Raw genomic sequence first — 26313 nt, 5'->3', positions numbered from 1 at the left:
GTGTCCGAGGGCCGGCACACCGCGCGCAGCGCGCCGGCCGCCGCGGACCACAAGCTCAACCTCATCCGCATCCGCCAGAGATGGCGTCGGGCTCGGGCGCACCGTGCGGACGCAACGTTGCGCTGGCATGTCACGCGGACCTGCAGGCAAGCGCCGCGGGCCAGATTGAGGGCAGCCAGTGAGGCCACCCCTCGCTGGCAGCCGCGCGCCAGGCAAGAGGCTGAGTCATCGCGGACCGGCAGGATGAGGAGGGCCCCCCGGCACGTTTCACGCTGCCGGGGAGTGCGTCTCCTCCCTCGTGACGCTCGCGCCTGCCCCTCGAAATCAAATATCGGGTGACACCTGGCACGGCCGCCGGAGTTCCATGAGACACTCACGCTTTCCCACGCGTCCGGCAGCCTGCTCAGGATTTCATGTCATTTCTGGATCGCATCCTCGACCCTCCGAGTTACGGCTACGAAAAGAACGGCGCGCTCCATGTGCCCACCCACCGGGAAATCCTCTCGGAATTCTTCTCCCGACTGAACATTCTACGAACCCGTAAGAACTGGCTGGCCCTGACAGGGTGGGCCACGACGTTCGGGTTCGGCATCCCGCTGACGCTCTTCTTCACCCACCACTTCAGCGTGTGGCTGCTGCTGGCGGGCTTCGTCTACAGCATGGTGGTGTTGGGCACCCACGGCACCATCTGGTTCCACCGCTATGCCACGCACCGTGCGTTCAAGTTCCGGAACGCCTTCTTCCGGGAGCTGTGCCGCAACCTGGTGGTGAAGACCCTCTCGGAAGAGACCTACGTCATCTCCCACCACGTGCACCACGCCAGGTCCGAGCAGCCGGGCGACCCCTACAACGCGAAGGCCGGCTGGCTCTACTGCTTCCTGGCGGACGTGAATCATCAGGGCATCCGCAAGGACTTGAACGCCAGGGATTACGCGCAGCTGTGCAAGCTGATGGAGCACACGGGGGTGCACCTCAACAGCCATGCGCAGTACCAGAAGTGGGGCTCGCTCTGTCACCCGGGCTGGACGGTGGCGCACTTCCTGGCGAACTGGGCGGTCTGGTACGGGGTGTTCTTCCTGCTCGGCGGGCACGCGCTGGCGCTCGCGCTCTTCGGCTGGTCCGGGGTGTGGGTCGTGGGCGTGCGGACGTTCAACTATGACGGGCACGGGGGTGGGAAGGACCGTCGGCGCGACGGGGTGGACTTCAACCGGCGCGACCAATCCATCAACCAGCGCTGGCCGGGCCTCATCACCGGGGAGTGGCACAACAACCATCACCTGTATCCGCAAGGCGCTCGCGCGGGCTTCCTGCCGTACCAGTTCGACCCCGCATGGCAATGCATCCGCGGCGCGCACTGGCTCGGCGCCATCAGCAGCTACCGCGACTTCAAGCCGGAGTTCATGGCGCGCCACTACCTCCCCTGGCTGGAGGCACAGAAGGCCAAGGCCGTCGCGGTGGTCGGCTGAACCCACGCTCGTGAGTCTCGAACGGCCTCGGGCGGCACGCCTGAGGCCGGCGCCGCGTGGGGATGGACTGACAGAGCGTCGGGGTGCCGCTGTTGACCTTGCCCCAAGGTCACGGTTCACACTGACTTCATGAGCGACACCGCGGTGCGCAACGCCTGGTCCGGCAGCATCGCCGTCGATGACACCTCGCTGGCCGTCACCGACACCGGCAAGCTCCGGCACGAAGGCCCCCACGCACCAGGGCAGCATACCCGCGGTGACGAGGAGCCTCTTCATGGAGCCGGAGCCACGCCTGGGAAGTCGAAGCGGCGAGGCCAGCAGGGCGCGTCGTGACTCAGGCCGTGGGATTCAGGGCCCAGGAGAGCGCATGGTCGGCGACTTCCTCCCAGCCTTCCTGCCCGCAGATGTAGTGCGAGCGGCCGGGGAACTCCTTGTAGGACACGATGCCGCTGTTGTAGTGCCGCGCGTTCGACTTGTTGAGCGACGCCGGCATGATGTTGTCCTCGCTCCCAGCGATGAACAATAGGGGCGCGCGGTCCTCCTTGTCGAAGTCCACCTTCGTGGCCGCGTGCGGGTTGAAGTTGGCCAGCGCCCCGTCGAACAGGAAGCGGCCCGGCGCGGGGACGTGGTAGCGCTCATAGACGGCCCGGGACTGCGCCTCCGTGAGCGTGTTGGTGAAGGCGTAGTGGAACTGCTCGTGGGTGAAGGGCACCGCGCGGTGGCGGTTGGCGGGGTTGGCCAGGATGGGGAAGGTGGCCTTGAGCGTGGTGAACGGCAAGCGCAGCACGCCCTTCACCTGCACGGAGTCGATGGCCACTCCCGCCGTTCCGAGCCCCCGGTCCAACAGAATCTGCACCATGGCGCCGCCGAACGAGTGACCGATGAGGATGGGCGGACGCGGGAGCCCTCGGATGAGGGTCTCCAAGTGGTGGGCCGTCTCCTCAATCGTGAGCTTCTCGATGGGGGCCGGGTCCTCGCGCAGCGCCTCGACCTCCACCTCCAGGCCCGGATAGGCGGGCGCGAGCACGTTGTAGCCCCGGGCCTTGAAGCGCTCCACCCAGTGCTCCCAGCTCCGGGGCGTCATCCAGAGGCCGTGAATCAGGACAATCGTATCAGGGGGCGCCGCGCTCATCGTGCTCTCGGGGCAGGAGGGAAGGACCGCGAGCCTCACAGTGCACCTGTGTCCGCTCGCGCGCCTCCCCCGATGGAGGGAGGCGCGCCCCACCTCGAACCGCGCGGCGCGAGCTCCAGCGCGAGGACCGTCCACGGGTCATCGCAGCCTGGTGAAGGCCGTGGACAGCTCACCCGGGGCCGCCATCGCGGCGCGCAGGTCCATCACCCTGGCGCGCCCCTCGACGAGCACCTGGTCGGCGCGCTCCAAGGACTTCTCCAGCGAGGTGTTGGCGCCGGAGGTGAGCCCTCCCCCGGCGCCGCGCCTCCTCCTGAGCGGGCCCCGCCGATGGCAAGACGGGGATGCTCCTCGCCGCCTCGACCTCAGGCGATGTTCCGCGCCGCCGCGGAGTCCTCCTTCGTCCCCGCGCCGGGCGAGGCGCTCAGCAGGCTGACCTTCGGCCTCGCCACGGTGGCGGGCACCCCGAAGAAGGCGTCATAGGCGTCGATGTGCTGCTGCCCCACCGTGGTCATGAAGTCCGCGAAGTCCGTCGGCTGGGCGGGCAGCGGCGACGGCATGAAGAACTGCGACGGCAGCCTGACGTAGGGATTCGGGTCCGGGACCCGCTCATACAACGGGTGGATGGTCCCATAGGCGAGGTTGGCGTCGAGCCCGAAGACGCCCGTGAGGGGGCCGTAGAGCGTCTGGATGGACTTGTTCTTGACGTAGTCCCACACGACGTCGTTCTGCACGCTGTGCGGCTGGACGTTCATCAGGTTGGTCCAGCCATGCGGCACCACGTCGTACACGTTCGTGATGACCTGGTTCCAGTAGCCATAGTTCGGGATGCCGGTGATGTACGTCGGCACGAAGAGCCCGCCAAAGTAGTTGACGAAGCCCTGGTCTCCCGTCGTCGGCGCGGCCGTCGGCAGCACGAAGACGTCGTTCCACCGCTTCACATCGAAGATGCTCGGATAGAGCCAGCGGGCCAACGTCGGACTGAGCGAGCCTCCCAGGCTGTGCCCCGTGAAGACCAGCGTCGACGTGGACGACTCCTTCGTCCCCAGGAAGGTCTGCAGCGACTGATTCGTCTGCGGGTCCAGCATGTTCAGCAGATTCGTGGTCCCCCAGGCGGCCCCCTGCGAGACATTCCCGATGTTGGAGCGACTGGGGTTGGTGCTGTTCGTCGGGGTGATGCCCATCGGATAGGGCACCGTGACCGAGACGTTGTTGTCCAGACAGTCCGTGTCGTACCAGTTGTACGTCGTGTCCCGGTTCCCGTTGGTGCCAGCCACCGCCACGACGTAGCAGTCCGCTTGCGCGTTGTAGGCCACGTACATGACGTTGTCGGCCACCTTCGACACGCGCCCCTTCCCCGAGCAGTCCTTGTCCGTCTGATAGACACAAGGACCCCACACCCGCGTCCACACCCCCAATTGCTGCGCATTCTGCGTCAACGCACTGTCAATGATGGGCCCGAGCGCGCGCGATGTTGGAGGCCGTGTCCTCGAGCTGGTCCCCCAGGCCGGAGAACCGCGAGAGCCGGTAGACCGTCTGGATGATGTTGTAGCTGCCGCCTGGATTGATGGGCTGCACGACCTTCATCTGGAATTCCTCCATTGGGGGTGGTGGGCCCCCGCGAAGCAGAAGACATGCCAGCACGCCAGAGCCGGGCCCCAATGCAAACACAGGCATTTGCGAATCCCATCCAGACACTTGACGCGTCAGGGCTGACACTTGACGTGTCAGGCGTGCCCGGCATTCGTCGACAGGAGAACTTTCCCGTGCCCTGGCACGTCACTCGAGCAGGCGGAGGTCCACGGCCTCCGCCATGAGCGCGTGGCCCGCATCGTTGGGGTGCAGTCCATCCACGGTCAGCGCCGCTCGCATCGCGTCGGGGTCCGACGGGTCCCTCAGGGCGGCCTCGAAATCAATCACCGCGTCGAACCGGCCCGGCGTGCGAATCCACTGGTTCACCGCCTCGCGCGTGGCCTCGTTCGCCGCCGTGAAGTAGGGATGGCCCTTCATCGGCGTCAACGTCCCGCCATACACCTTCATGCCCCGGGCCCTCGCTCGCTGGATGAGCTGCTCGTAGGCCTGGGTGATGCGCTCGGCCCCGGACGCCGTCCCCGGGCGGCCGAGGTCGTTGATTCCCTCCAGCAGGATGACGGCCTTCACGCCGCGCTGGGCCAGCACGTCGCGCTCGAAGCGGCGCAAGCCGCTGGGGCCATATCCATCCTCCAACAGCCGGTTGCCCGACAGCCCCGCGTTGAGCACGCCCACGGCGCGTCCGCCTCGCGCCCTCAGGCGTTGCGACAGGCGCGCGGGCCAGGTGCGCTCCTGGTCCACCGTGGTCCCCACGCCATCGGTGATGGAGTCGCCGAACGCCACGACCAGGGACGCATCCGCCGCGGCATCGACGTGCAGCGCGGTGAGGAAGTAGAGGCTGCGCGTGGTGAGCGCGGGCACGAAGCTCGCGGCCCCCGTGTGGTCGCCACGACCGGAGACAGCGGTGCTCCGCGTGCCCTCCAGGTGCCAGGACACGGCCCCCGAGCGCGCCAGGAAGTGGAGCGACACCGCCACATCCCGCAGGCCATCGACCGCGAGCTCCACGGGCTCGCTGGTGGCCGTCCTCCCCGGAGGGATGCTGACGGACGTCGCGCCGGCGAAGCGGACCTGCCGGTCCGTCGAGAGGTCGATGGAGACGCCCTGGGTTCTCAACGCGACGCGAACCGCCGCGACCTGCAAGGGCTGCGTACCGTACTGGTTGCTCAACACCAGCCGCAGCCGGGGGCCCGCCAGCGTGGGCCGCACGAACATGCGCACCGTCTGGTCGCGGAAGCTCGGTCCGGCGAGCTCATCTCCCACCGTGGCCGAGGCCGACGGGTGCATCGGCGCGGTGAAGGCGGGCAGCCAGTACGGCGAGGCGAGCGACGACTTCTCGCCACACGCGCACGCGACCCACGCCGTGGCGGCCCATCCGAGGTGGCACAGGCTCCTGAACAGGCGCGACAGGGTATGCCTCCCGAGGCTCGGGCCTCTCGTCCAGGTGGAGCCCACCGCACGGCGCGCCGGGTGGCCATCACCCTCCGGCGCTACCGGCGCGCCTGGAGGCGCACGCCGGGAATCCCCCAGACGTGCGACACGACGTCGAGCGGCCCGGCAAGCGTCCCCGAGTGCTCACGAGGCCACGGCGCGCCCCCCCGCGCCGCGATGGAACAGCCAGGCCGCCCCCAGGAACAGCGAGACGAAGCCCGCGGTGAGCCCCAGCACCTCGGCCGGAGGGCTCCACGGCAAGCCCCAGCCCGCGAGCACCGCGACGAGGCCGATGACCGCCTGCGCGACGGCCATCGCGACCAGCGTCCGCGCCATGCCGGCCGCGCGCAGCCGCGCGATGAAGGCCCCCGCCACGCCGATGAGCACCACCCCTCCGTAGAGCAGGTTCACCCGGGCGCCGTCCGCGCCGATGATGCCGACACCGAGGCCCAGCCAGATGAGGCAGGACACGGCGAAGAGCGCGAGGCCGATGGCGGCGCGGTACGAGGTGCTGGGAGTCTGGATTCGCATGGAGGGTCTCCGGTTCGACAGGCGAAGGGCAACACGTGAAGCCCTCACAAGGTGCCACCTTCCCGCGAGCGGGAGGTGACGCACCCGACCAGCGGTCGGAATCCGTCGCCAGACGTCGCCAGGCACGGGCGGCCGGCGCCCCCCCTGCCTCGTTGATTCCGGAGAACCTCAGTAGACTCACACCATGTCTTCGTCTTCTCGCGTGGGCTCTGCCGTCGTGCTGCTCGTGGTGGTGTCGCTGTGGTGGGCCCTCACCGGGTTCGCCGACCATCTGGTCGGCTCCAACGTGAGACGCCAGATACAGTCCGCGAGCTGGCCCACCGTGCAGGGCACCATCACCGCGAGCGAGGTGGAGTCGGTCCGTCGAGCCAGGAGCACCACGCACGGCCTCAAGCTGACCTATACGTACTTCGTCGACGGACAACAGCACGAGGGTCACAACCACCGCGTCATGAACCCGCGCTCGGGGCGCCTCGAGGAAGCCCAGGCGCTCGCGGCCCAGTACCCTGTCGGGGCTCGCGTCACGGTCCACCACGCGCCGGGCGACCCCTCGAGGGCGGTCCTCCAGGCGGGCCTCGGAGGCGCGGAGCTGGTCCTGCTGCTGCTGCTGCCCTTCAACCTGGTGGCGCTCTGGCTGCTGAAGCCGCTGGTGCAAGCCTTCAAACCGGAGCCGCCGCTGCTGTCCCCCTTCGCACGGGAGGACGGAAGCGAATGTGTGCACCTCGACGCACCCGGCACGGCCACCTCCGCGGCCATCACCATGGCGGCCGCTGCCCTGCTGTGCTTCGTGTTCACGAGCATCCTCGCGGGGGGCAACCCACCCTTGCCCGCGGGCGTGGCGGCCTGGGGCGTCGTCATCGCGTGCGGATTGTTCGTCGGGCGCCACGTCCACGCCCGGAAGAAGGCCGGCCACTACGAGGTGCGCCTCCACCGCCGGGAGCAGAGCCTCTCGCTGCCGCCCATCCCGGGCCGCAAGGCGCGGCTCGACGTCCGGTGGAAGGACGTGCTGTCGCTGCGCGTCGAGTCCCAGGCGTCCGCGAAGAACAAGACGCGCTACCGGGCCACGCTCGAAATCGCCACCGCCGACGGCACGGCGCGACGGGAAGCCGTCTGCGGCGACACCGGAAAGGACCGGGCGGAGGCGCTGGCGCGGTGGCTGAGAAAGGACCTCCAGGTGGGCGAGGTCGCGCTCCAGGCGCTGCGCTCGGCCTGACCCGAGGCGCACCGGTCCACCGGGACGCATGCGGCAGGCCCACGCACGGAGGCTCGCCTGCCCCATCCATCGCGCCGGGCAGGAGCGGCGAGCGCACGCTGTGGGACGCGCCCTCCGACCCTACCCTTCCCCTGGAACGAGCAGCGCGAGTCTGTCGCTCGGGGGTCCCATGGAGCGCCTCATCGGAAGCCCCGCGCGACCAGCACCCGCGCGCGAGGGGTGGCACCGGAGTCGGGCCACGGCCTGGTGGCGCCACTTCACGCTGCCTGGCACGTGGGTCGCGCTGGTGTTCGCGTGTCTGTCCTTCACCCCCTCGCTCCTGCCCCGCGGCGGCCCCTTCCAGGGGCTGGTCACTGGCATCAGCGCGGTCATCGGCTACGGGCTCGGGGTGGCGGGAGCCTGGCTCTGGCGCGAGTTCGCCAACCGACCTCCGCGCACTCCCAGCGCCCGGGCCTGGCGAGGCTTCTTCGGGGTGGCGGCCGTGGCCCTGGCCGCCTCCCTGCTGCTGGGCTGGCATTGGCAGGCGAGCATCCGGGAGCGGATGGGAATGCCGCCCCCGGGCCGTGCGGGCTACCTGTTCGCTCCCTTCATCGCCGCGCTCCTCTTCTTCCTGTTCCTCGCCACGGGCCGAGGGCTGCGCGCGCTCTCCCATCGACTGAACATGCGTCTGTCGCGTCACATCGGCCCTCGCGCGGCCCGGGCGACGAGCGGGCTCGCGGTGGCGACGCTCACCTTCCTGGTCCTCAGCGGCGTGCTGTGGGACGGGCTCATCTCCCTGGCGGACCGCGCCCTGGCCCTCCAGGACACGACGACCGCCGAGGGTGTGTCGGCTCCACGAAGCCCGCTGCGCTCCGGGAGCCCCGACTCCCTCGTGCCCTGGGAGACGCTGGGCCGCCAGGGCCGCAGCTTCGTGGCCCAAGGCCCCTCGGTGGAGGAGCTGTCCGCGTTCCATGGCGCCCCCGCGAAGCAACCCATCCGGGTGTATGCCGGTTACGCGTCCGCTCCGGATGCGGAGCACCGCGCCGAGCTCGCCGTCCGCGACCTGGAGCGCGCGGGTGGCTTCGAGCGCGACTTCCTGCTGGTCGTGACGACGACGGGCAGCGGCTGGGTGGTGCCCGAGTCCGTCGAGGCCTTCGAGTTCCTGACGGGTGGCGACTCGGCCATCGTCTCCATGCAGTACTCGCATCTGTGGTCATGGCTCTCCGTCCTGGTGGACCAGGAGCGGGCGCGCGAGGCGGGACGGGCCCTCTTCGACGCCATCTACGAGCGCTGGTCCCGGCTCCCCGAGGACCGGCGCCCCAAGCTGTTCGTGTTCGGGGAGAGCCTGGGCTCGTACGGCGGGGAGACAGCCTTCAGCGGCGAGCGGGACCTGGCCAATCGCACCCACGGCGCGCTCTTCGTCGGCCCACCCCAGTTCAACACGCTGTACCGCGAGTTCACCGACCAGCGCGACGCCGGCAGCCCCGAGGTGGAGCCCATCTACCGCGAGGGCCGCATCGTCCGCTTCAGCCGGCGCCCTGGAGAGGAGATTCCACCCGCCTTCGCACCCTGGGGGGACTCCCGGGTGCTCTACCTGCTGCACCCCTCGGACCCCATCACCTGGTGGAGCCCTCGATTGCTCCTGCGACGGCCGGACTGGCTGCGCGAGCCCCGCGGTGACGACGTCGTGGGCGCGATGGTGTGGCTGCCCTTCGTCACGTTCTGGCAGGTGACGGCCGACCTGCCGCTCGGGATGGCCGTCCCTCCTGGTTACGGACACGTCTACACGGGCGAGCACGTCGACGGATGGCTGGCGTTGCTGCGCCCCGAGGGATGGACCGGGCAGAAGACCGCGAGACTGCGGGCGAGACTGCGGCCGACGCCCTGACCTTGCGGGCTCCTGGCCCGCACAATGACATCCATGCGGGCCACTTCAAAGGCATCCACCCCAGGAACACCACCCATCCCCTGAGGCACCGCACCGCCATTGCCGCCAGACGTTGACCCTTCCGGACCCCAATGAGATACAAACACAACAAGGCGGCCACGCGCCCCGGCTGCCATTGGGAGCCCGCAATGCACAACACCGCGCCGCACCATTGCAAGACCGTGTCGGAGCAGAAGTGGTCCCTGAGCACGCTCATGGAGTTCTATGAGCGTGTCCTGGGCCCCCGGCTCTTCAAACCCTATGGAGAGCTGCTCGTCCGGGAGATTCGCAAGGACATCCATCCGGACGCTCCCCCGACGAGCGTCCTCGAGGTCGCGTGCGGGACGGGCCGCATCACCACCCACCTCTACGAGGACCTGGCCCGGCCGCTGGGCTTGCGGCTGGTCGCCACGGACCTGTCGAAGATCGCCATCGACATGGCGAAGAAGGTGGTCAGCGAGGAGCTCCGACGGGACGTCGTCTTCCACTCCGACGTGGACATGGCGGACATGCCCTTCGCGGACAACAGCTTCGACATCATCGTCTGCGGCTTCGGGCTGATGTTCCCGCCGGACAAGGCCCGCGTCGCCCGGGAGTTCAAGCGGGTGCTGCGTCCGGGTGGGAAGCTCTACGGCACCGTCTTCCACTACAACGAGCTGTTCGACCTGGCCCGCCGGCAATCCCAGAAGCACTTCGGGACGCCCTCCGCCATCATGGACGCGGCCCTCAGCCTGACCGACCCGTCCGCCATCACCCGCGCGTTCTCCCTCGAGGGGCTCTGTCGGGGCGTCAGCGAGGTCGCGACCTCCTGTCCCCTCTCCTTCCACCTGGACGACCCGGACACCCGCGAGTTCCTCTTCAATGCCTGCATCCTCCTGGAGGAGTTCAACCAGTGCGACACCCTCACCCGGGAGGGATACCTGGACACGATGCTCCGGGAGTTCCACGAGCAGGTCCCCACCCGGAACTATCAGGTCAAGGCCTGGCTCCTGCGCGGCCTGGTGGACCAGGCCTGCAAGGAGTCCGTGGCCCCCAGTCCCCGGCCCGACTTCTCGGCCTTGAGCGCGTTCCGCCAGCTGGCGCCCTCGCTCGTCGAGAACGCCGCGGACCGGCCGCTCCCGCTCGCGGAGGCCCAGCTGCTGCGGCCCTATCACGCGATGAAGGCCGCCTTCCTGGCCGAGCACCCGACCTACCCCGACGCCGAGGTGGAGGCGCTGCGCGACACCGAGTTCTCGCGCCTGGATGCCCTCCAGGAGGCGTACCTGGACCACGTGGGCGGCACGCTCGCCCCGGAGAGCCTCCTGGCGCAGGACTATGAGGTGCTCAAGAGCACCATCCTCGGCAACCCGCACACCGGCTCGAAGTCCTCCGATGCGGCCTTCGAGAAGGCCCGCGCGGAAATCTATCGGTTCTTCCGCTGTGCGCCGGAGGAGTACGAAATCATCTTCACCCCCAACGCCAGCGGCGCCATCCGGCTGGTGGCGGAGTCGTTCCCCTTCGAGAGCGGCTCGGAGGTCCTGCTCACCAAGGACAACCACACCTCGGTCCACGGCCTGCGCGAGTACGCGAAGTCCAAGGGGGCCTCGGTGAAGTACATCCCGCTGGACAAGGACCTCCTGATTCTCGACAGCTCGATGCGGCGCTCGCTCGAGAAGCTCCCCCCGGGGCACCCGCATCTGCTCGCGTACCCGGCGCAGTCCAACGCCACGGGCGCCAGGCATGACTTGAAGTGGATTCCGCTCGCGCAGGAGAGAGGCGCGATGGTGCTGTGTGACGCGGCGGCGCTCGTCCCGCAGTCCCGGCTGGACTGCTCGGTGCATCACCCCGACTTCGTCGCGGTCTCGTTCTACAAGATGTTCGGCCATCCGACGGGGGCCGGGTGCCTCATCGCCAGGCGCTCCTCGCTTCGCAAGCTGACCCCGCCGTCCTTCGCGGGCGGCGCGGTGTGCTACTACTCGGGCCCGTGGTCTCCCACGGACCGGCTGCTGCACCGTGACGACGGGAAGCGGTTCGAGGTCGGCACGCCCAACTACGCGTCCTTCCACGCCATCGCCCAGGGGTTCGAGTTCCTCTCCCGGCTCGGGCTGGATGAGCTCCGCGCGCGCTCGACGGCGCTGGCCAGGTGGCTGGAGACGCGGCTGTTGGAGCTACGGCACGACATCAAGGCCCAGACCCCGCTCTGCCGCATCTACGGCCCGCCGCCCGAGCACAAGGGGGCGACGGTCATGCTCAACTTCTTCGACTGCTACAACGCCGTCTTCCCGCACGCCCTGGTCAAGCGGGCCGCCGAGTCCTTCGGCATCACGGTGCGCAACGGGTGCTTCTGCAACCTGGGCGCGGTGCAGCAGGCCACGTACACCACCGCCGGCGCGGAGCACTGCGAGCTCGACAAGACGGAGAAGATCCTCGACTGCAAGACCTTCGATGACAAGATCCTCAACAAGGGCAACTGCGGCGCCGTCCGCGTCTCGTTCGGCCTCGGCTCGAACTTCCGGGACGCCTACCGCTTCTACTTGTTCGCGAAGTGCCTGCTGAACACCGAGGGCGCGCGACTGGCGGACACCCTGGCCGACGCCCCGGTGAACTGAAGCCCGGGCCCGCTCGCGCGCCCGGGGCCGCTCCACACTTCCTCCACATCCTCCCGGCATCCTCCCCCCCACTCGGATTGGCGCTTGGGGCGCCATGCAGGGGGAGATGGTCATGAAGGATGTCAATCAGGGGTGGAACACCGCGGTCAACGTCGATGCCTCGCTGCTGACGACGATGGCGGCCCATTTCGCCGCGGGCGCGCAGGACCCGACGGTCACCCTGTAGCAGGGCTCGGTGACGGTGGGGCTCCAGCAGCTGTCCGTCGCGCTCGATGGGCAGACGGACTCGGTCGTCTTCAGCGTCCCCTGCACGGGCACCGTGGCCCGGCAGGCCGTCGACGGGACGCTGAGCGTCGGCGTCAAGCTGGCGAGCCTCGCCATGGGGTGCGTCTATCCGACGTCCTACCTCGCCACGAATGGCCTGGCGGGCTGCGACGCCAGGGCCAAGGCCCCCTGGACGCTCGACAGCAACGCGCTCACCGTGGAGGTGTGGGTGCGAACCCAGGCCACGCAGGCGCAGACGCTGGTGTCCGTGCCCGACGCGGGCCTCTCGGTGGGCATCGAGGGCGGCAGGCCCGTGGTGACCTGGGGAGGCCAGCGCTGCGTCGCCCCCGGCCCCGCCGCGACGCTGGAGGATGGCCACTGGCACTTCGTGGCCGTGTCCCTCGCCGCCCAGGTCATCACCTTCTACGTGGATGGACAGTCCAAGGGCACCGCGACGCTGTCCTCGCAGCCGCGCACGAACGGGCAGAGCCTGTGCATCGGCCAGGGCCTGGACGGTGAGGTGTCCTCCGTGCGGCTCTGGACGCTCGCGCGCACCGCCGCGCAGCTCCAGCAGGCGATGAACGCCACCCTCCCCCTTCCCCAGTCCGGCCTCGTGGGCGTGTGGACGTTCGACGACGGCCAGGCCGTCAACCAGGTCGACCACGGCGTGGCCACCCTGCAGGGCGGCGCCACGTGCGTGACGACGGCGGACTCGGAGGACGAGGACGACGACCAGGCCTGGAACACCCTCTGGTTCCTCGACCCGGAGCACACCTTCACCGTCACCATGAGCCCGACGTCCGGCGTCTCCGCCCTCATCGAGACGGCGGTGCTCGGTCAGCTCCAGGCGGCCATCACCCAGGGCAAGGCGACCGGCGCGGTGAAGCCGCCGCCGCGCGCGCCCACGACGATGACCTTCTCCCTGACGGCGGGCGAAGCTCCGGACCTCATCGCCCTGATGATGAGCGACCACGCGCTCCCGCCGGGCTGGCCCGCGCCGACGCCCTTCCCCTCCACGCCCACCTTCACCACGTCCCCGACCCAGAATCTCGCCATCCTGGTCGATGACACGTTCCTGCTGCAGGAGATGATTCCCGCGCTGGCGAAGGCCATGAAGGTGCCGGAGTCGGACTTCCAGGTGAAGGGGAGCCCTCCGGTGCTCTCGCTCACCCAGCCCGTCACCCTCCACGCGAAGGGGCAGAGCATCCACGTGAAGGCCTTCACCCTCGGCTTCACGGACAAGGGCCTGGCCCTGGTGATGAAGGCCACCGCCTTCCACATGGCCATCCAGCTCACGGGCACCGTCACCCTGACGGTGAGGCAGAAGGATGGCGTGGGGAAGCTCTACTACGACATCCTGGACCCCGAGGTGAGCTACGCCCCGGACTCGAGCGACCCCACGGTCCAGAAGTTCGAGATGCTCCTGGCCCTGCCGCTCGTCGGCGTCGTCGCGGCCCTCATCGTCGCCGTGTACATGGGCATCGTCATGTATGTGATGTCCAAGCTCCAGGACGCGCTCGACGACGCGGATGGCTTCGTCGACACGGGCTCGAAGGGGCAATCGCTGTCACTCCAGCGGGTCGCGTTCGACAACGGCGTGTATCTCTATGGACAGCTCACGCCCGCGACCCAGGGCGCCTCGCGCGGCGCCACGCCGAAGGCCGCGTCCGCCCCCGTGCTCACCGGGTTCAGCCCCGACGAGGGCGCCTCGGGCACCCAGGTGACGCTCACCGGCACGGGGCTCTCCAACACGCTCGAGGTGAGCTTCAACGGGACGCCCGCGGATTACTTCCGCTGCTGGAGCGACCGACAGGTGGTGGCCCGCGTCGCCGACGGAACCACCACGGGCCCCATCCAGCTCAGGACGGCCCAGGGCACCGCCCTGAGTGCCGCGCCCTTCACGGTGGCCGCGCCTCCGACGCTCAGCTCCGTGGGCCCGCCGAGCGGGCAGATGGGCGACGCCGTGAAGCTCTACGGCACGGGCCTGCTGTCCACGAAGAGCGTGTACTTCCACAAGGACATCCTCGCGTCCTTCACCCTCGTGTCGGATGACCAGCTCATCATCACCGTGCCCCCGGGCGCCGTCAGCGGCCCCATCACCGTGTCGACGCTTGGCGGCACGGCGACGCAGGATGGCTTCGTCGTCAAGGGGAGCCAGGTGCCCGCCCTCACCGCCTTCACGCCCACCGCCGGCACCCCGGGCACCGAGGTCACCGTGACGGGCGCGGGCTTCACCGGCACCACGGACGTGACGTTCAACGGCGCACCCGCCGCGTCCTTCACCGTCCTGGATGACCACCACCTCGTCGCGGTCCTGGGGAGCCGGACCACCTCCGGCCCCTTGCGCGTCACCAACAGCCGGGGCACGGGGGTCTCCTCCAGCGCGTTCAACGTCCTGTCCGCGCCGAGCGTCGACAGCTTCTCGCCACCCAAGGGCGCGCCCGGCACCACCGTCACCCTGCACGGCTCCGGCTTCGCGGGGGCCACGGCGGTGCACATCGGCACGCCGGGGGTGCAGGTGCCCATCGTCTCGCTCGGCGACACGAGCATCACCGTCACCTCGCCCTCCGGGACGGGCAGCGGCCCCGTGTCCGTGGAGACGCCAGCGGGCATCGGCGCCTCGAAGGACGACTTCCTGGTGCTCAGCATCGCGCCCCCCGTCATCACCGCGTTCTCTCCGCTCACGGGAGGCCGGGGCACGGCCGTCACGCTCACCGGCTCCGGCTTCACCGGCACCACGGGCGTGGCCTTCGGAGGCGTCGCCGCCGCCCTCTTCGAGGTGCTGAGCGACACCGAGCTCACCGCGTACGTGCCCAACAAGGCGGTGAGCGGCCCCCTGCACGTCACCAACACGAAGGCGGACGGGTACTCGCCGGTGGCCTTCACCTTCGTGGCCCCGCCCACCCTCGGCCCATTGGCCCCGCCCTCGGGTCCGGTGGGCACGCAGGTGGTCCTCACGGGGACGAACCTGGGGAGCGCCACCGAGGTGCGCTTCGGCAGCGCCTCCACCGCGCAGGCGGCCTTCACGGTGCAGGGCAACACGAAGCTCACCGCCACCGTGCCGCCCGGCGCGCTCACCGGCGACGTGTTCGTGACGACGCCCGGCGGCAAGGCGGCCACGAAGAGCACGTTCAGCGTGAGCACGAGTGTGAAGCCCGTCGTCACCGGCTTCACGCCGGACACGGGCGGCCCAGGGACGAAGGTGACCGTCACCGGCAAGGGCTTCACGGCGACGAGCGGCGTCAGCATCGGCGACACCCCGGCGCGCACCTTCGAGGTGAACAGCGACACGGAGCTGGTGGCCGTCATCGACGCGGACACGACGACGGGGCCCGTCTGCGTCACCAACGCCGCGGGCACGGGGAAGTCCACCCAGTCCTTCACCGTCCCCAAGGTCGTGTGGGTGGACGGCTTCACGCCGCCGAATGGCGAGGTCGGCGCGCAGGTGCGCATCCAGGGGGGCGGCTTCACGGACGCGCAGCGGGTCAGCTTCGGGGACTCGGCCATGCCGGCGTCCTTCACCGTGCAGGGTGACACCGTGCTGACGGCCACGGTGCCCTCCGGCGCGGTGCAGGGCCCCATCCAGGTCGTCACCTCGCGGGGCGCGGCGCACTCGGCGCAGAGCTTCCAGGTGGACGCCTCCGCGGTCGCCACCCTCACCCGCGCGACGCCGGACTCCGGCCCCATGGGCACGCAGGTGACGGTGGAGGGCGTCCACTTCACCGGGACGACGGGGGTGCGGCTGGACGGCGCGTCCGTCGAGCGCTACCAGGTGGTGAGCGACACCCAGCTCACCTTCCTGGTGCCCTCCGCAGGCACGTCGGGGGCCATCGTCGTGGAGAACAGCCGGGGCGCGTCCCAGGGCAGCGTCACCTTCCAGGTGACGAAGGCGGAGGGCTCCATGCCCAAGGCCCTGGCCGGCTAGGCTCGCGCTTCGGGCACGGAGGTCGTCCCCATGGATTCACAAGGCCCCATCCTGGTCGTGGAGGACGACCCTCCCATCGCCGCGGGCATCGTCCGCGGGCTCAAGCTCGCGGGCTTCCGGGTGACGCTCGCCACCGACGGCCACCTGGCGCTGGAGGCCGCGCTGAAGGAGCCTCCCGCGCTGGTGGTGGTGGACCTGAACCTGCCGGGCCCCGACGGCTTCGCGCTGCTCGAGGCCTGGCACCACCGGCTCCATGTCCCCATCATCGTCCTGTCCGCGAGGCAGGAGCTGGAGGCGCGGCTGCGCTCGTTCGGACTGGGCGCCGCGGACTACCTGGCCAAGCCCTTCTGGATGGAGGAGCTGCTCGCGCGCATCCGCGCCCGGCTGCGACTGCCGGACACGAACGCGCGCCGGGTGCTGGCGTGGGCGGACGTGCGCGTCGACCTGGATGCGCGCTCCGTCAGTCGGGAGGACCAGGGGCTGGTGCCGTTGACGCGCCACGAGCTGGACGTGCTCTTGTACCTGGTCGAGCGCCCCGGCCGCGCGCTCACCCGTGAGCAGATCGCCGACCAGGCCCTGCCCCTCAACGAGGAGCGGGACGCGCGGACGGTGGACTCCCACGTGGCGCGCATCCGCAAGAAGCTGGGCCCCGCCGGCGCGCGGCTGCGCACCGCCTGGGGCATCGGCTACCGCTTCGACCTGGAGGACGCGCCTTGAAGATGTGGCAGGGGCTGGCCTGGAGGACCGCCATCGCGTCGCTGCTGTTGGGCCTGCTCGCCACGCTGTCGGCGGCCTACGTCACGTTCAACAAGACGGCGGAGCTGGCGGCCCAGGGCAGCGCGCGCCTCTTCTCCGAGGCCATGATGCAGGCCCATGGGGAGGCCTGTCGCGCCGCGCCCCAGGGATGGAGCCACACCTTTCCCCAGGGGCTCCAGGTGCGGGCGTTCGACGTGGACAGGCTCCTCGAGCGTGGCGGACCGGACCCGGCGCTCGTGGAGCGGCTGGCCACGGGCGAGCCCCAACCGATGTCGCTCCACTACCCGCGCCTGGAGGGAGGCGTGTGGGCCGGGAGCATCCTGATTCGGGCCGCGGCGTCGGGGCCCTGCAGCGTGCTGGAGTACCGGTGGCCCGTGGTGGCCAGTCGGATGAGCGGCGCGCTCTGGTTCATGCTCGCCGCCATCACCTTCACCGCGCTGCTGGCCGCGGCCTCCACGTTCGCCGTCATCTCCCCGCTGCTCAAGCGCGTCCGGCGGCTCCACGCGGCGGCCAGCGGCCTGGGCGGAAAGGCCTATGCCTCCACGAACGACGCCGCGCGCGACGAGCTGGGGGATTTGTCACGCGTCCTGGACGTGGCGCAGGCGCGGGTCCAATCGGACGCGGCGCGCATCCTGGGACAGCAGCAGGCACTGGAGCGCTTCCTGTCGAACGTGGCGCATGACCTGAAGACGCCCATCGCGTCGCTGCAGCTCGCCCTGGAGCTGGCGTCGAGCGCGCCCGCGGAGGAGCTGCCCGAGCTGCTGGTGCGCGGCCTCGAGGACACCGTCTACCTCACCGCCCTGGTGGACAACCTGCGGCTGGCCTGTCAGCTGGGCGAGGGCGTGGATCCGCTGGACGGCGAGCCTCGCGCGGCGCTGGGGATGCTGGTGGAGCGTGTGGCGCGCCGACTGTCGCTGCTGGCCCGCCGCAAGCAGCTCACGCTGGAGGTCGCCCGCCCGGACCACGAGCTGTGGGCGCGCTGCCATCCGACGATGCTGGAGCAGGCGGTCAGCAACCTGGTCCACAACGCCATCGCCCATGGCACGCCGGGCGGCCACGTGGTGGCCGTGCTCGAGGAGCCGGCTCCGGAGCGCTTCCGCCTCACCGTGTTGGATGACGGACCGGGCGTGCCCCCCGAGGACCTGGGGCGCCTGGGTGAGCGGTTGTTCCGGGCGAGCGGCGCCCGGGAGCGGGACCCCCGCGGCAGCGGGCTGGGGGTCGCCATCGCCCGCGAGCTGTGTCAGCGCGCCCACCTCACGCTGGACTTCAGCCGGAACGAGCCGTGTGGACTGAAGGTCGTGCTCGAAGGCGCCCGCGTTCCGGCGTCTTCGTGACGCCACACGCGACGGCTCAGGCCCCCGCGACGAGCCCCGTGAGGTCCCGCACGATGCGTCCGTCGACGATGGGCAGGCACTCCGGGGGACACTCCTGGGTGAACCGCACGCCCCGCTCCCGGGCCCGGTGGAGGAACCCGTCGAGCCCGTCCAGACAGGCCTCCGGGATGTCGTGCAACACCATCAGCGTGTGAGGCCTCGCGGCGCAGTCCTCGAGCGCCTTCTCGGGCCAGCCCTTCACATCCAGCCAGTCCCCGGGCACGCTGTTCCAGAGCGCGCACGTGTACTGGTGACGGACCAGGTGCTCGACGGCGCGAGGGCTCAGCAGGTGCGGCCCCAGCTTGCCGCCACCGCCGAAGGGCCGGAACCACTTCGCCGTGGGGACCAGGGGCGCGAGCAGCGCGTCCGTGGCGGCGATCTCCGCCTCCACCGCGTCGGGACGGGTGTCCTCGCCGAGCGGCGTGGCGTGCGAGAAGGAGTGGTTGCCCACCCGGTGGCCCTCGTCCCGCGCGCGGACCACCAGCCGGCGTCCCTCGTCCGTCCCCAGGTGCTTGCCCAGCACGAAGAACCACGCGGGGATGGCGTGCGACGCCAGCAGGTCGAGCACCCGTGGCGTCACCACGGGGTCGGGTCCGTTGTCGAACGACAGCGTGAGCAGGCTCACCGGAACACGTTGTTGGACGTGCGGTCCCCGGACAGCCAGCGCTTCAACTCCTGGTGGGCCTTCGCGCGGCGCGCCTGGAGCAGCTCCTGGGTGATGGCCTGGGGGCTGTCGTGGGTGAACTCGACGATCATCCCGTTCGGGTCCTTCACGTACAGCGAGCGGCAGTAGCCGTGCTCGAGCACATACGTGTCCGGCTCCTTGTAGCCCGCGGCGCGCAGGCGCTGCTCGATGCCCTGCTGCGTCTCCACGTCGACGTTCAGCGCGATGTGGTGGAACGGCGAGGACGGAATCTCCGGTCCGAAGAGCTGCTGGTCCTCGGGCTTCTCGAACTGGAAGAACGCGAGCGCGCTGCCGTCCGCGAGCTCGAAGAAGGTGTGACAGTAGGTGCGCATGGCGCCGAACAGCTCGTCCGATTCACACCAGGTCGCCACCAGCGGAAGTCCAATCAGGTCCTCGTAGAATCTCCGCGTCGCCTCCAGGTCCTTGGTCACATAGGCCGTGTGGTGAAGACGGCTCGGCAGCTTCGCTTGCGTGGACATGGGTCCTCCCAGGGGTTGGTCCTCAACGACTCGAGCTCACGGCGCGCGGACGACGGGGTTCTTGAGCACGCCCACGCCTTCGACGATGACCTCACACACGTCACCCTCGCGCAGGAAGCGAGGAGGGTTGCGCGCGGCGCCCACCCCGCTCGGCGTGCCCATGGCGATGACGTCGCCGGGCTGGAGCGTCATCGCCACGGAGAGGTCCGCGAGGACGGTGGCGACGTCGAAGATCATGTCCGACGTGCTCGCGTCCTGGAGGACCTCGCCGTTGACGCGCATCTGGATGCGCAGGCCCCGCGCGCCCGCGGGCAGCTCGTCGGGGGTGACGAGCTCGGGCCCCAGGGGGCCGGTGGCGTCGAAGTTCTTGCCCACCGTCCACTGGTGGGTGCGCTTCTGGTAGTCGCGAATCGAGCCGTCGTTGAAGAGCGTGTAGCCCGCGACCCACTCCAGCGCGCGCTCCTTGGGGATGTGCCGGCCCGGGCGCCCCACCACCACCGCCAGCTCCGCCTCGTAGTCGAGCTGACTTGAACAGGCGGGCACCACCATCGGCTCGCCGTGGCCCAGCAGGCCCGACGCCACGCGGGAGAAGACCACCGGGTGCTTCGGGGCCTCGTACGTGGCCTCCGCCGCGTGGGCGACGTAGTTGAGCCCCAGACACAGGAACTTGCTCGGCTCCGGGACGAGCGGCCGATAGGTGAACTCCTCGTCGGAGAGCGCCGGCGCTCTCGCGACGTGCCGGGCCAGGTCCGCCAGCACGTCCGGCCCCCGCTCGAGCAGCCCTCGCAGCGAGGTGCCGACACCCGCGTCGAGCGCCGTCGCGTTGAGCATTCCCCGGGGCGTACGCACACCCAGCGCGGGCTCCCCCTTCACCAGAATCGATGCAATCCGCATGGTCGCCGGTCTCCCTCGTGCGAGCGCAAGGCTAGCCAGATGGAGCGCCTTGCTCAACCGATTGTCGACAAAATACGCTTTGCATCCAGAGTGACACCTTGTGTCAAATCCGCGGCGTGACGTATAGGTCGCCTGTCCGTGAGGAAATCGATGGCCGCCCCGTCCCGCATCCGGGTTCCCGTGTCGGAACCCACGCTCGCATCGACCGTGGTGGACCGGTTGCGAGCGGACATCCTGCAAGGTGGGCTCGCGCCGGGAGAGAAGCTGCGGCTGGAGCACCTGGCGCCGCGCTATGGCGTGGGGCGCACGCCGCTGCGCGAGGCGTGTTGCCGTCTGGCCTCCGAGGGGCTGGTCACCATCGAGGACCAGCGTGGCTTCCGGGTGGCGCCCATCTCGCGGGCGGACCTGTTGGACCTGACGCGGACGCGGCAGCAGCTCGAGACGCTCGCGCTGCGGGGAGCCATCGCCCAGGGGGACATCACCTGGGAGGGAGAGGTGACGGCGGCGCTCCATCGGCTGCAGCGCCGCGCTCCGGCGTCCGGCAGCGGCGTGCTCGATGACACCTGGGAGCTCGAGCATGCTCGCTTCCACGCGACGCTCTTGAGCGCCTGTCAGTCGCCCTGGCTGCTGAAGTTCCACGCGATGCTGTTCGACCAGACGGAGCGCTACCGGCGTCTCTCCCTGGCCCATGGCAAGGCGGGGCGGAACGTGGAGGACGAGCACGCCGCCCTGGTGAAGGCCACGCTGGACCGGGACGCGGAGCGGGCGTGCGCGCTCTTGACGGAGCACATCGCCAGGACGACCGAGCGGGTGCTCGCGAGCCACCCCGGGCTGCGCGCGGTGTCCGTCCCGGCCCAGAAGCCTTTGCCGACAAAAACCCGGCGGCCTCGCGCGAGGGATTGACGCCAGGCGCGGCCGCGCGTACTGGCCGGAGGCACATGGTACGCACGCGCTTCGTCGAGGGTTCAGGAGGGGTTCGGCTCGCGGTGGATGAGTCGGGCCCGGCATCGGGTGCGCCGAGCATCCTCTTCGTGCATGGGCTCGCCCAGGGCCGTGGGAGCTGGGACGAGGTGCTGCGGGGGCGGTTGGCAAAGCGGCATCGCCTGGTCGCCATCGACCTGCGAGGGCACGGGGACTCCGACAAGCCCGAGGGCGATGGGCCCTATGTGGACGGGGTCCACTTCGCTGGGGATCTCGAAGCGGTCATCCAGCAGCTCGGGCTGGTACGGCCCGTGGTTGTGGCCTGGTCCTACGGCGGTGTCGTCGTCGGCGACTACCTGCGGCGTCACGGCGACGAGGCGCTGGGCGGTCTGTTCTTCGTGGCGGCGTCGCTCAAGACGGGCAAGCCGGCGCGCGCGCTGTTCGGCCCGGGGATGATGGCCAACGCGCGGGGGCTGATGTCGGAGGACGGCGCGACCTATGAAAGCTCGGCGAGGGCCTTCGTCGAGGCGTGCGCGGCGGGCAAGCTCGACGCGGCTCGGGTCGACGCGAGCGTGCGAGCCATGCTGCGCGTGCCGGTGAACGTCCGACGGGCGCTGCTGTCCCGGGCGGAGGACTACTCGGTGGAGCTGGGACGCTGTGGTCGGCCGGTCGCCACCATTCATGGCGAGCTGGACCAGGTGGTGCTCCCCGCCATGAGCCGCGAGGTGGTGCTGGCGTGCGCCCGCTCGGAACAAGGGACCTGGCTGTCCGGGGTGGGCCACGTGCCCTTCCTGGAGGCGACACCCCGGTTCGAGGAGGCGCTGGAGTCCTTCGTGGCGCAGGCGTCGAGCTGAGCCAGGGCGGTGCAGGTCCCGCGGTTCGCCCCACCCTGGAGCCGCGCTCAGGGCTGGGTCTCGGCGGAGCCCGGCGCGGCGGGCGCCTGGGGCAGCTTCTTGAGCAGGTCGATGTTCGGCCCGCCGATGGCCAGCAGGGTTCCGGCGATGTACTTGCTGGCATGCCGCCGGGGCAGGCCGCGCATCCACGTCGGCTGCTCGGGCATGGCGCCGCCGGTGGACTGGCGGTCGTCGATGGTGACGCCGCGCTCCCAGAGCATCGTCAGCATGGAGGTGGGACAGGGCGTGGCCAGCTCCTGCTGGAGCTCCGCGTAGGCCGCGCGATACGACGGCTCGGCGACGGGCTGGAGGTATCTCGCCGAGTTGCTGGCCTCGACCAGCCCCGTGCAGCGGGTGATGGCCGAGCCGCAGCTGCGCGCCTTTCGCGCCACGTCCACGGGCGCGACGATGCTGGAGAACGACGTGCTCGCCCAGAACACGGCGCGCATGCGGTCGCCCTGCGCCTGGCTCATCGGGGTCCACCCGGCGGGAGGCTGCTTCATCAGCGCATGCGCCTGGCGCTCCTGCCCCAGCAGGGCATTGCCAATCATCACGCCGATGAGGGTGTCCGTCCGATACGACAGCCACGCCAGGTGGCGCACGTCCCGGGCCGCCTCCAGGGGCTGCCCTGTCTTCACGCCGTGGAGGAGCCGGAACTTGGACCACTCCAGCAGCGCGATGAAGTGGGGCACCGGGGCCGTCATCATGTTGTACGGCTCCTCAGGCCGGAACGGGAGGTTGCGCGCGAGGTCCCACCGGTCGAAGCGCTGGAGCTCGCGCATCCACTCGAAGCGCAGCGAGGACAGGTCCGGGTCCGCGGCGAACCACTCCTCCAGCGTCTTCCTCTCCTGGAGGTGCGCGGGAAGCTGGAGCGGTGAGTCCGCGGGCATCGCGGGGCCCGGGCTCTCCCAGTGCACCCAGGCGTTGAGCACGGGGCCCGCGTCCCCTTCAGGGCGTGGCTCGTGGAACCACGGGTCGGCGGCGAGCTTCTCCTGCTCCCGGCAGAACAGGTCCAGGTGCGCGACGACGTCCTGCCGCTGCGCGTCCAGCGTGGGCTCGTATCGCGAGCGCATGAAAAGGTCGAACGCGACCAGGGCCACGACGATGAGCACGACGAGGAGGCTGACGAACCAGACCAGCACTCGCGACACGCTCCCCCGGGACCACCGCACGCTCGGACGCATGTCTCGACTCTAGCAATCCCTCGCACCTCCCCGAGAATCCAATATTCAACTTAATCCACATTTACAGCTATTTACAGTCTAGACCGGAGAGATGCTCACGGAGCGTCGCCCGGTGGCGTGGGACTCCAGGCCGGCGGCGCTCTCCCCGCGTTCAGAGATGAGAGGGCCCCATGTTCAAGAAGGCAGCAGTCCTCGCTGTCAGCTGTGGTGCGTTGTGGGTCGGCTGCGGTGTCGATCCGGAGTTGGAGAACGAGGAGATCGTCTCCAACCTGGTGGAGGCCGGCTTCCGCGTCGACGACCTCCTCATCGCCGACGGCAAGGTGTACGTCGGTCGTGACGCGCACGTCACGCTGGAGGCCTCCCGGGAGATGCTCCAGTCCCTGGACGAGAGCTCGGAGCAGTACCGCACGACGAACCAGGTGGGCACGGGCGTGACGAAGATCTGCGTCAACCCCACGCCCGATTTCAACACCTACAGCATGCTGAGCCAGGGCCTGGACCTGGCCATCGCCAACTACAACGAGCGGGGGCTGCGCCTGACCTTCGCGCGGGGACCGAGCACCGGCTGCACGGCGAACATCACCGCGCAGACGACGACGGGCACGGGCGGCTCGGCGGGCTTCCCCTCGGGAGGCCTGCCCTATGGAATCATCAACATCGGCACGGGCCTGCAGGCCTACAGCGCGGACGTGAACGAGCACGTCATCACGCACGAGCTGGGGCATGCCATCGGCTTGCGCCACTCGGACTACTACAACCGCAGCATCAGCTGCGGCGCAGGCGGTGACGAGGGCGACGCGGGCGTGGGCGCCATCCACATCCCGGGCACGCCGACCACGGCCACCGTGGGCGGCTCCGTCATGAACTCCTGCTTCCGCTCGACGGAGACGGGCGAGTGGACCAGCTCCGACATCACCGCGCTGGACGCCCTCTACGGCACCGGCGGCGTCGCGGCCTGCTCCACCTACAGCTTCACGTCCTACCGCGGGCAGAACGGGACGCAGATCCGCTGCAGCTGCCCCGCCACCAGCAGCGGGACGGTGTGGGGCACGGACATCTACACGGACGACTCGAACGCCTGCGCGGCCGCGGTGCACGCGGGGGCGATTCCCTCCAGCGGCGGCACGGTGACGGTCGTCATCCAGCCGGGCCAGGGCAGCTACGCGGCCAGCACCCGCAATGGCATCACCACGCTCTCCTACGGCGCCTGGCCGGGGAGCTTCACGTTCACGAACACGACGCCGGTGCAGGCCTGCTCCACCTACGACTTCACGTCCTACCGCGGGCAGAACGGGACGCAGATCCGCTGCAGCTGCCCCGCCACCACCAGCGGCGTCGTATGGGGGACGGACATCTACACGGATGACTCGAACGCCTGCGCGGCCGGCGTGCACGCGGGGGCGATTGCCTCCAGCGGTGGCACGATGACGGTCACCATCCGTCCCGGGCAGAGCAGCTACACGGCCAGCACCCGCAACGGCATCACCACGTTGTCCTACGGGGCCTGGGCGGGGAGCTTCTCCACCAGTCCGTAGTCGTCACAGCGGCCCGATGCGCCGTGGTCCGGGGGTGGCTCGATGATGAGCGCCTCCGGGCCCTGCCCGGTTGGGAGTTCTCTGCCCGCCCGCCGGAGTCGAGCGCGCCCGGTGAGGAGCGAGCCGGAGCATACGCCTCCACGAGCGCCGTGCGCAGGGCGGTGGGCTCCGTGGGCCCATGTCGCGCCACGGTGGTGGCCAGCGCCTCCAGCAGATAGGCCTCGGGCGCCATCAACGTCCGCGTGAGCGCGATGGGGGTCGAGCCCAGCGTCTTCAACACCGGACCGAAGTACTGCTCGCTCATGCAGGCCAGGACGACCACGGGCCGGGGCGTGGCGCCCGGTGGCACCTTCACCTGGGGAGGCTCGCGGTCCATGAGTCGGTCATGCCCGGCCCACACCAGCAGGTCGGCGCGACTTCCGCCCGCCGCCGCGCGCAGGAAGTCCTCCAGCGCCGTGTCGATGGCGTCGCCTGCGTAGGCCAGCAGCTTCAGCCGCACGGGTCGCTCCCCCTTCGCGGGGGTCCGCTCCAGGATGAGCTCACGCAGCACCACGCTCCCCTCGGGCCCCGGCTCGCGGCTCATCACCTTGAAGCCAGGAGCCCGGGACAGGTACCGCTCCGCGCCGTACATCGCGCCCCAGTAGAGGTTCGTCTCCAGCGCGCGCGGAGCCCCGGCGGCAGCCCGGCCACACTCGATCAACGCGTTGTCACACAGCGGGACGAAGACCTCGACCTCCACGGGAGGCGCGGCCAGCAGGGTCAGCATCACGAGGGTCAGCACACGAGGCCTCCAGGGGCGTCGCCTTCAGACACCCCTGGACCTGCCTTGCGTTCCACCGAGTGGGCCGCTCCCTCATGCGGGCCCGTGGCTCAGCCTCCGCCCCGCGGCGCCGTCACGCGCCTGGCTGACAGCACACCCGCCAGCGCCATCACGAGCCCCCCGGCGAGCGGCACCACGAGCAACCCCAGGCGCAGCCCCGCCGCGTCGGCGATGAGCCCCACCACGGGGGGCGACAGCAGGAAGCCCATCCGCATCAACCAGCTCACCACCGTCAGGCCCGTGCCGGGCCGCAGCCCGGGCAGCTCGTCCGCGCCGTGCATCGCCGCGGGCACCAGCGTGGCCACACCGAAGCCCGCGAACGCGAAGCCCACGACGGTGGCGGGCACCGAGGGGAACAACAGCGCGCCCCCCATCCCCAGCGCCGCGAGCAGGCCCCCCGTCCGCGCCACGGCCCGCTGTCCGAACCGGTCGACGAGCCGGTCCCCGAACAGCCGCCCGATGAACTGCGCGCCCACGAGCGCCACGTAACCCAACGAGGCCACCGCGACGCCCGCGCCCAGCGTGCCCGACAGGTAGACCGCCGCCCACGTCATCCCCGCGTCCTCGACGAGCACCCCGCTGCTGGCAATCAAGACCAGCGCCGCCATCGAGAGCACGAGCCGCGGTCGCCCCGCTCCCCGCTTCACGGAAGCCCCCTCCGCGTGCGCGTCGGCCCCGGAGGCCTCGGCGGGCTCGGGCCCGGGCAACAGGAAGCGCAAGGCCGTCAGAGCTG

22 protein-coding genes are annotated in these 26313 nt (G+C 70.2%); 11 read left to right on the top strand and 11 right to left on the bottom strand.

Features of this window, described 5'->3' with window-relative positions:
• The first annotated feature begins 413 nt into the window (after positions 1–413).
• Both FL311_RS15990 and FL311_RS15985 read left to right on the top strand, forming a co-directional pair.
• Complete coding sequence (locus FL311_RS15990; RefSeq protein WP_141326008.1) at positions 414–1466, top strand: fatty acid desaturase; 1053 nt, start codon at positions 414–416, stop codon at positions 1464–1466.
• Between the two features lie 129 nt (positions 1467–1595).
• Positions 1596–1799: a hypothetical protein gene (locus tag FL311_RS15985; RefSeq protein ID WP_141326007.1), complete on the top strand. Its 204-nt coding sequence runs from the start codon at positions 1596–1598 to the stop codon at positions 1797–1799.
• A gap of 1 nt (position 1800) precedes the next feature.
• Here the strand turns inward: FL311_RS15985 and FL311_RS15980 are convergent, their stop codons facing one another.
• From FL311_RS15980 to FL311_RS15960, 5 genes are all read right to left on the bottom strand, one after another.
• Positions 1801–2598 carry an alpha/beta hydrolase gene (locus FL311_RS15980; RefSeq protein ID WP_141326006.1) on the bottom strand — a complete coding sequence of 266 codons (798 nt, stop codon included), beginning with the start codon at positions 2596–2598 and terminating at the stop codon, positions 1801–1803.
• A gap of 362 nt (positions 2599–2960) precedes the next feature.
• Positions 2961–4034, bottom strand: coding sequence for a hypothetical protein (locus FL311_RS15975; protein ID WP_194869220.1), 1074 nt, complete (start codon positions 4032–4034; stop codon positions 2961–2963).
• 7 nt (positions 4035–4041) lie between these two features.
• The gene (locus FL311_RS15970; RefSeq protein ID WP_153882688.1) at positions 4042–4182 is read right to left on the bottom strand and encodes a hypothetical protein; all 141 of its coding nucleotides are present in this window, start codon (positions 4180–4182) and stop codon (positions 4042–4044) included.
• Positions 4183–4374: 192 nt separating this feature from the next.
• Entirely contained in the window at positions 4375–5637 is a 1263-nt protein-coding gene (locus FL311_RS15965) for an SGNH/GDSL hydrolase family protein (protein WP_141326004.1), read from the bottom strand.
• 120 nt (positions 5638–5757) lie between these two features.
• Positions 5758–6144: a hypothetical protein gene (locus tag FL311_RS15960; protein ID WP_141326003.1), complete on the bottom strand. Its 387-nt coding sequence runs from the start codon at positions 6142–6144 to the stop codon at positions 5758–5760.
• 184 nt (positions 6145–6328) lie between these two features.
• Here FL311_RS15960 and FL311_RS15955 point away from each other — a divergent pair, with 184 nt between their 5' ends.
• From FL311_RS15955 to FL311_RS15930, 6 genes are all read left to right on the top strand, one after another.
• Positions 6329–7357 carry a DUF3592 domain-containing protein gene (locus FL311_RS15955; protein ID WP_141326002.1) on the top strand — a complete coding sequence of 343 codons (1029 nt, stop codon included), beginning with the start codon at positions 6329–6331 and terminating at the stop codon, positions 7355–7357.
• 169 nt (positions 7358–7526) lie between these two features.
• Positions 7527–9224 carry an alpha/beta-hydrolase family protein gene (locus FL311_RS15950; protein WP_141326001.1) on the top strand — a complete coding sequence of 566 codons (1698 nt, stop codon included), beginning with the start codon at positions 7527–7529 and terminating at the stop codon, positions 9222–9224.
• A 188-nt stretch (positions 9225–9412) separates the two neighbouring features.
• Entirely contained in the window at positions 9413–11851 is a 2439-nt protein-coding gene (locus tag FL311_RS15945) for an aminotransferase class V-fold PLP-dependent enzyme (RefSeq protein ID WP_141326000.1), read from the top strand.
• A 235-nt stretch (positions 11852–12086) separates the two neighbouring features.
• Complete coding sequence (locus FL311_RS15940; RefSeq protein WP_141325999.1) at positions 12087–16040, top strand: IPT/TIG domain-containing protein; 3954 nt, start codon at positions 12087–12089, stop codon at positions 16038–16040.
• 30 nt (positions 16041–16070) lie between these two features.
• The gene (locus FL311_RS15935) at positions 16071–16757 is read left to right on the top strand and encodes a response regulator transcription factor (RefSeq protein ID WP_141325998.1); all 687 of its coding nucleotides are present in this window, start codon (positions 16071–16073) and stop codon (positions 16755–16757) included.
• Positions 16758–16759: 2 nt separating this feature from the next.
• The gene (locus FL311_RS15930; protein WP_228556900.1) at positions 16760–18130 is read left to right on the top strand and encodes a cell wall metabolism sensor histidine kinase WalK; all 1371 of its coding nucleotides are present in this window, start codon (positions 16760–16762) and stop codon (positions 18128–18130) included.
• A gap of 16 nt (positions 18131–18146) precedes the next feature.
• Here FL311_RS15930 and FL311_RS15925 read toward each other — a convergent pair whose 3' ends face one another.
• From FL311_RS15925 to FL311_RS15915, 3 genes are read right to left on the bottom strand one after another with little or no spacing between them, the layout of a single operon-like run.
• Positions 18147–18794, bottom strand: a complete 648-nt coding sequence (locus FL311_RS15925; protein ID WP_141325996.1) for a polysaccharide deacetylase family protein — start codon at positions 18792–18794, stop codon at positions 18147–18149.
• Positions 18791–19333: a VOC family protein gene (locus tag FL311_RS15920; RefSeq protein WP_141325995.1), complete on the bottom strand. Its 543-nt coding sequence runs from the start codon at positions 19331–19333 to the stop codon at positions 18791–18793. Before FL311_RS15920 ends, FL311_RS15925 begins: the two co-directional genes overlap by 4 nt.
• Before the next feature lie 36 nt (positions 19334–19369).
• Complete coding sequence (locus tag FL311_RS15915) at positions 19370–20227, bottom strand: fumarylacetoacetate hydrolase family protein (protein ID WP_141325994.1); 858 nt, start codon at positions 20225–20227, stop codon at positions 19370–19372.
• A 150-nt stretch (positions 20228–20377) separates the two neighbouring features.
• Here FL311_RS15915 and FL311_RS15910 point away from each other — a divergent pair, with 150 nt between their 5' ends.
• Both FL311_RS15910 and FL311_RS15905 read left to right on the top strand, forming a co-directional pair.
• Positions 20378–21130 carry a GntR family transcriptional regulator gene (locus FL311_RS15910; protein ID WP_141325993.1) on the top strand — a complete coding sequence of 251 codons (753 nt, stop codon included), beginning with the start codon at positions 20378–20380 and terminating at the stop codon, positions 21128–21130.
• A gap of 35 nt (positions 21131–21165) precedes the next feature.
• Complete coding sequence (locus FL311_RS15905) at positions 21166–22002, top strand: alpha/beta fold hydrolase (protein WP_141325992.1); 837 nt, start codon at positions 21166–21168, stop codon at positions 22000–22002.
• A 47-nt stretch (positions 22003–22049) separates the two neighbouring features.
• Here the strand turns inward: FL311_RS15905 and FL311_RS15900 are convergent, their stop codons facing one another.
• Complete coding sequence (locus FL311_RS15900) at positions 22050–23225, bottom strand: hypothetical protein (RefSeq protein ID WP_141325991.1); 1176 nt, start codon at positions 23223–23225, stop codon at positions 22050–22052.
• Positions 23226–23395: 170 nt separating this feature from the next.
• On the opposite strand from FL311_RS15900, the gene FL311_RS46120 reads away from it, so the two are divergent.
• Positions 23396–24760 carry a M57 family metalloprotease gene (locus FL311_RS46120; RefSeq protein ID WP_141325990.1) on the top strand — a complete coding sequence of 455 codons (1365 nt, stop codon included), beginning with the start codon at positions 23396–23398 and terminating at the stop codon, positions 24758–24760.
• Here the strand turns inward: FL311_RS46120 and FL311_RS15890 are convergent.
• Complete coding sequence (locus FL311_RS15890; protein WP_228556898.1) at positions 24708–25541, bottom strand: hypothetical protein; 834 nt, start codon at positions 25539–25541, stop codon at positions 24708–24710. The genes FL311_RS46120 and FL311_RS15890 overlap by 53 nt on opposite strands.
• A gap of 89 nt (positions 25542–25630) precedes the next feature.
• Positions 25631–26313: MFS transporter (locus tag FL311_RS15885; RefSeq protein WP_141325989.1), on the bottom strand; the 683-nt coding region annotated here is incomplete at its 5' end.

It is taken from the genome of Myxococcus sp. AB025B (assembly GCF_006518215.1).
GTDB lineage: Bacteria > Myxococcota > Myxococcia > Myxococcales > Myxococcaceae > Myxococcus > Myxococcus fulvus.
This window is presented reverse-complemented; position numbering and strand designations above follow the sequence as displayed.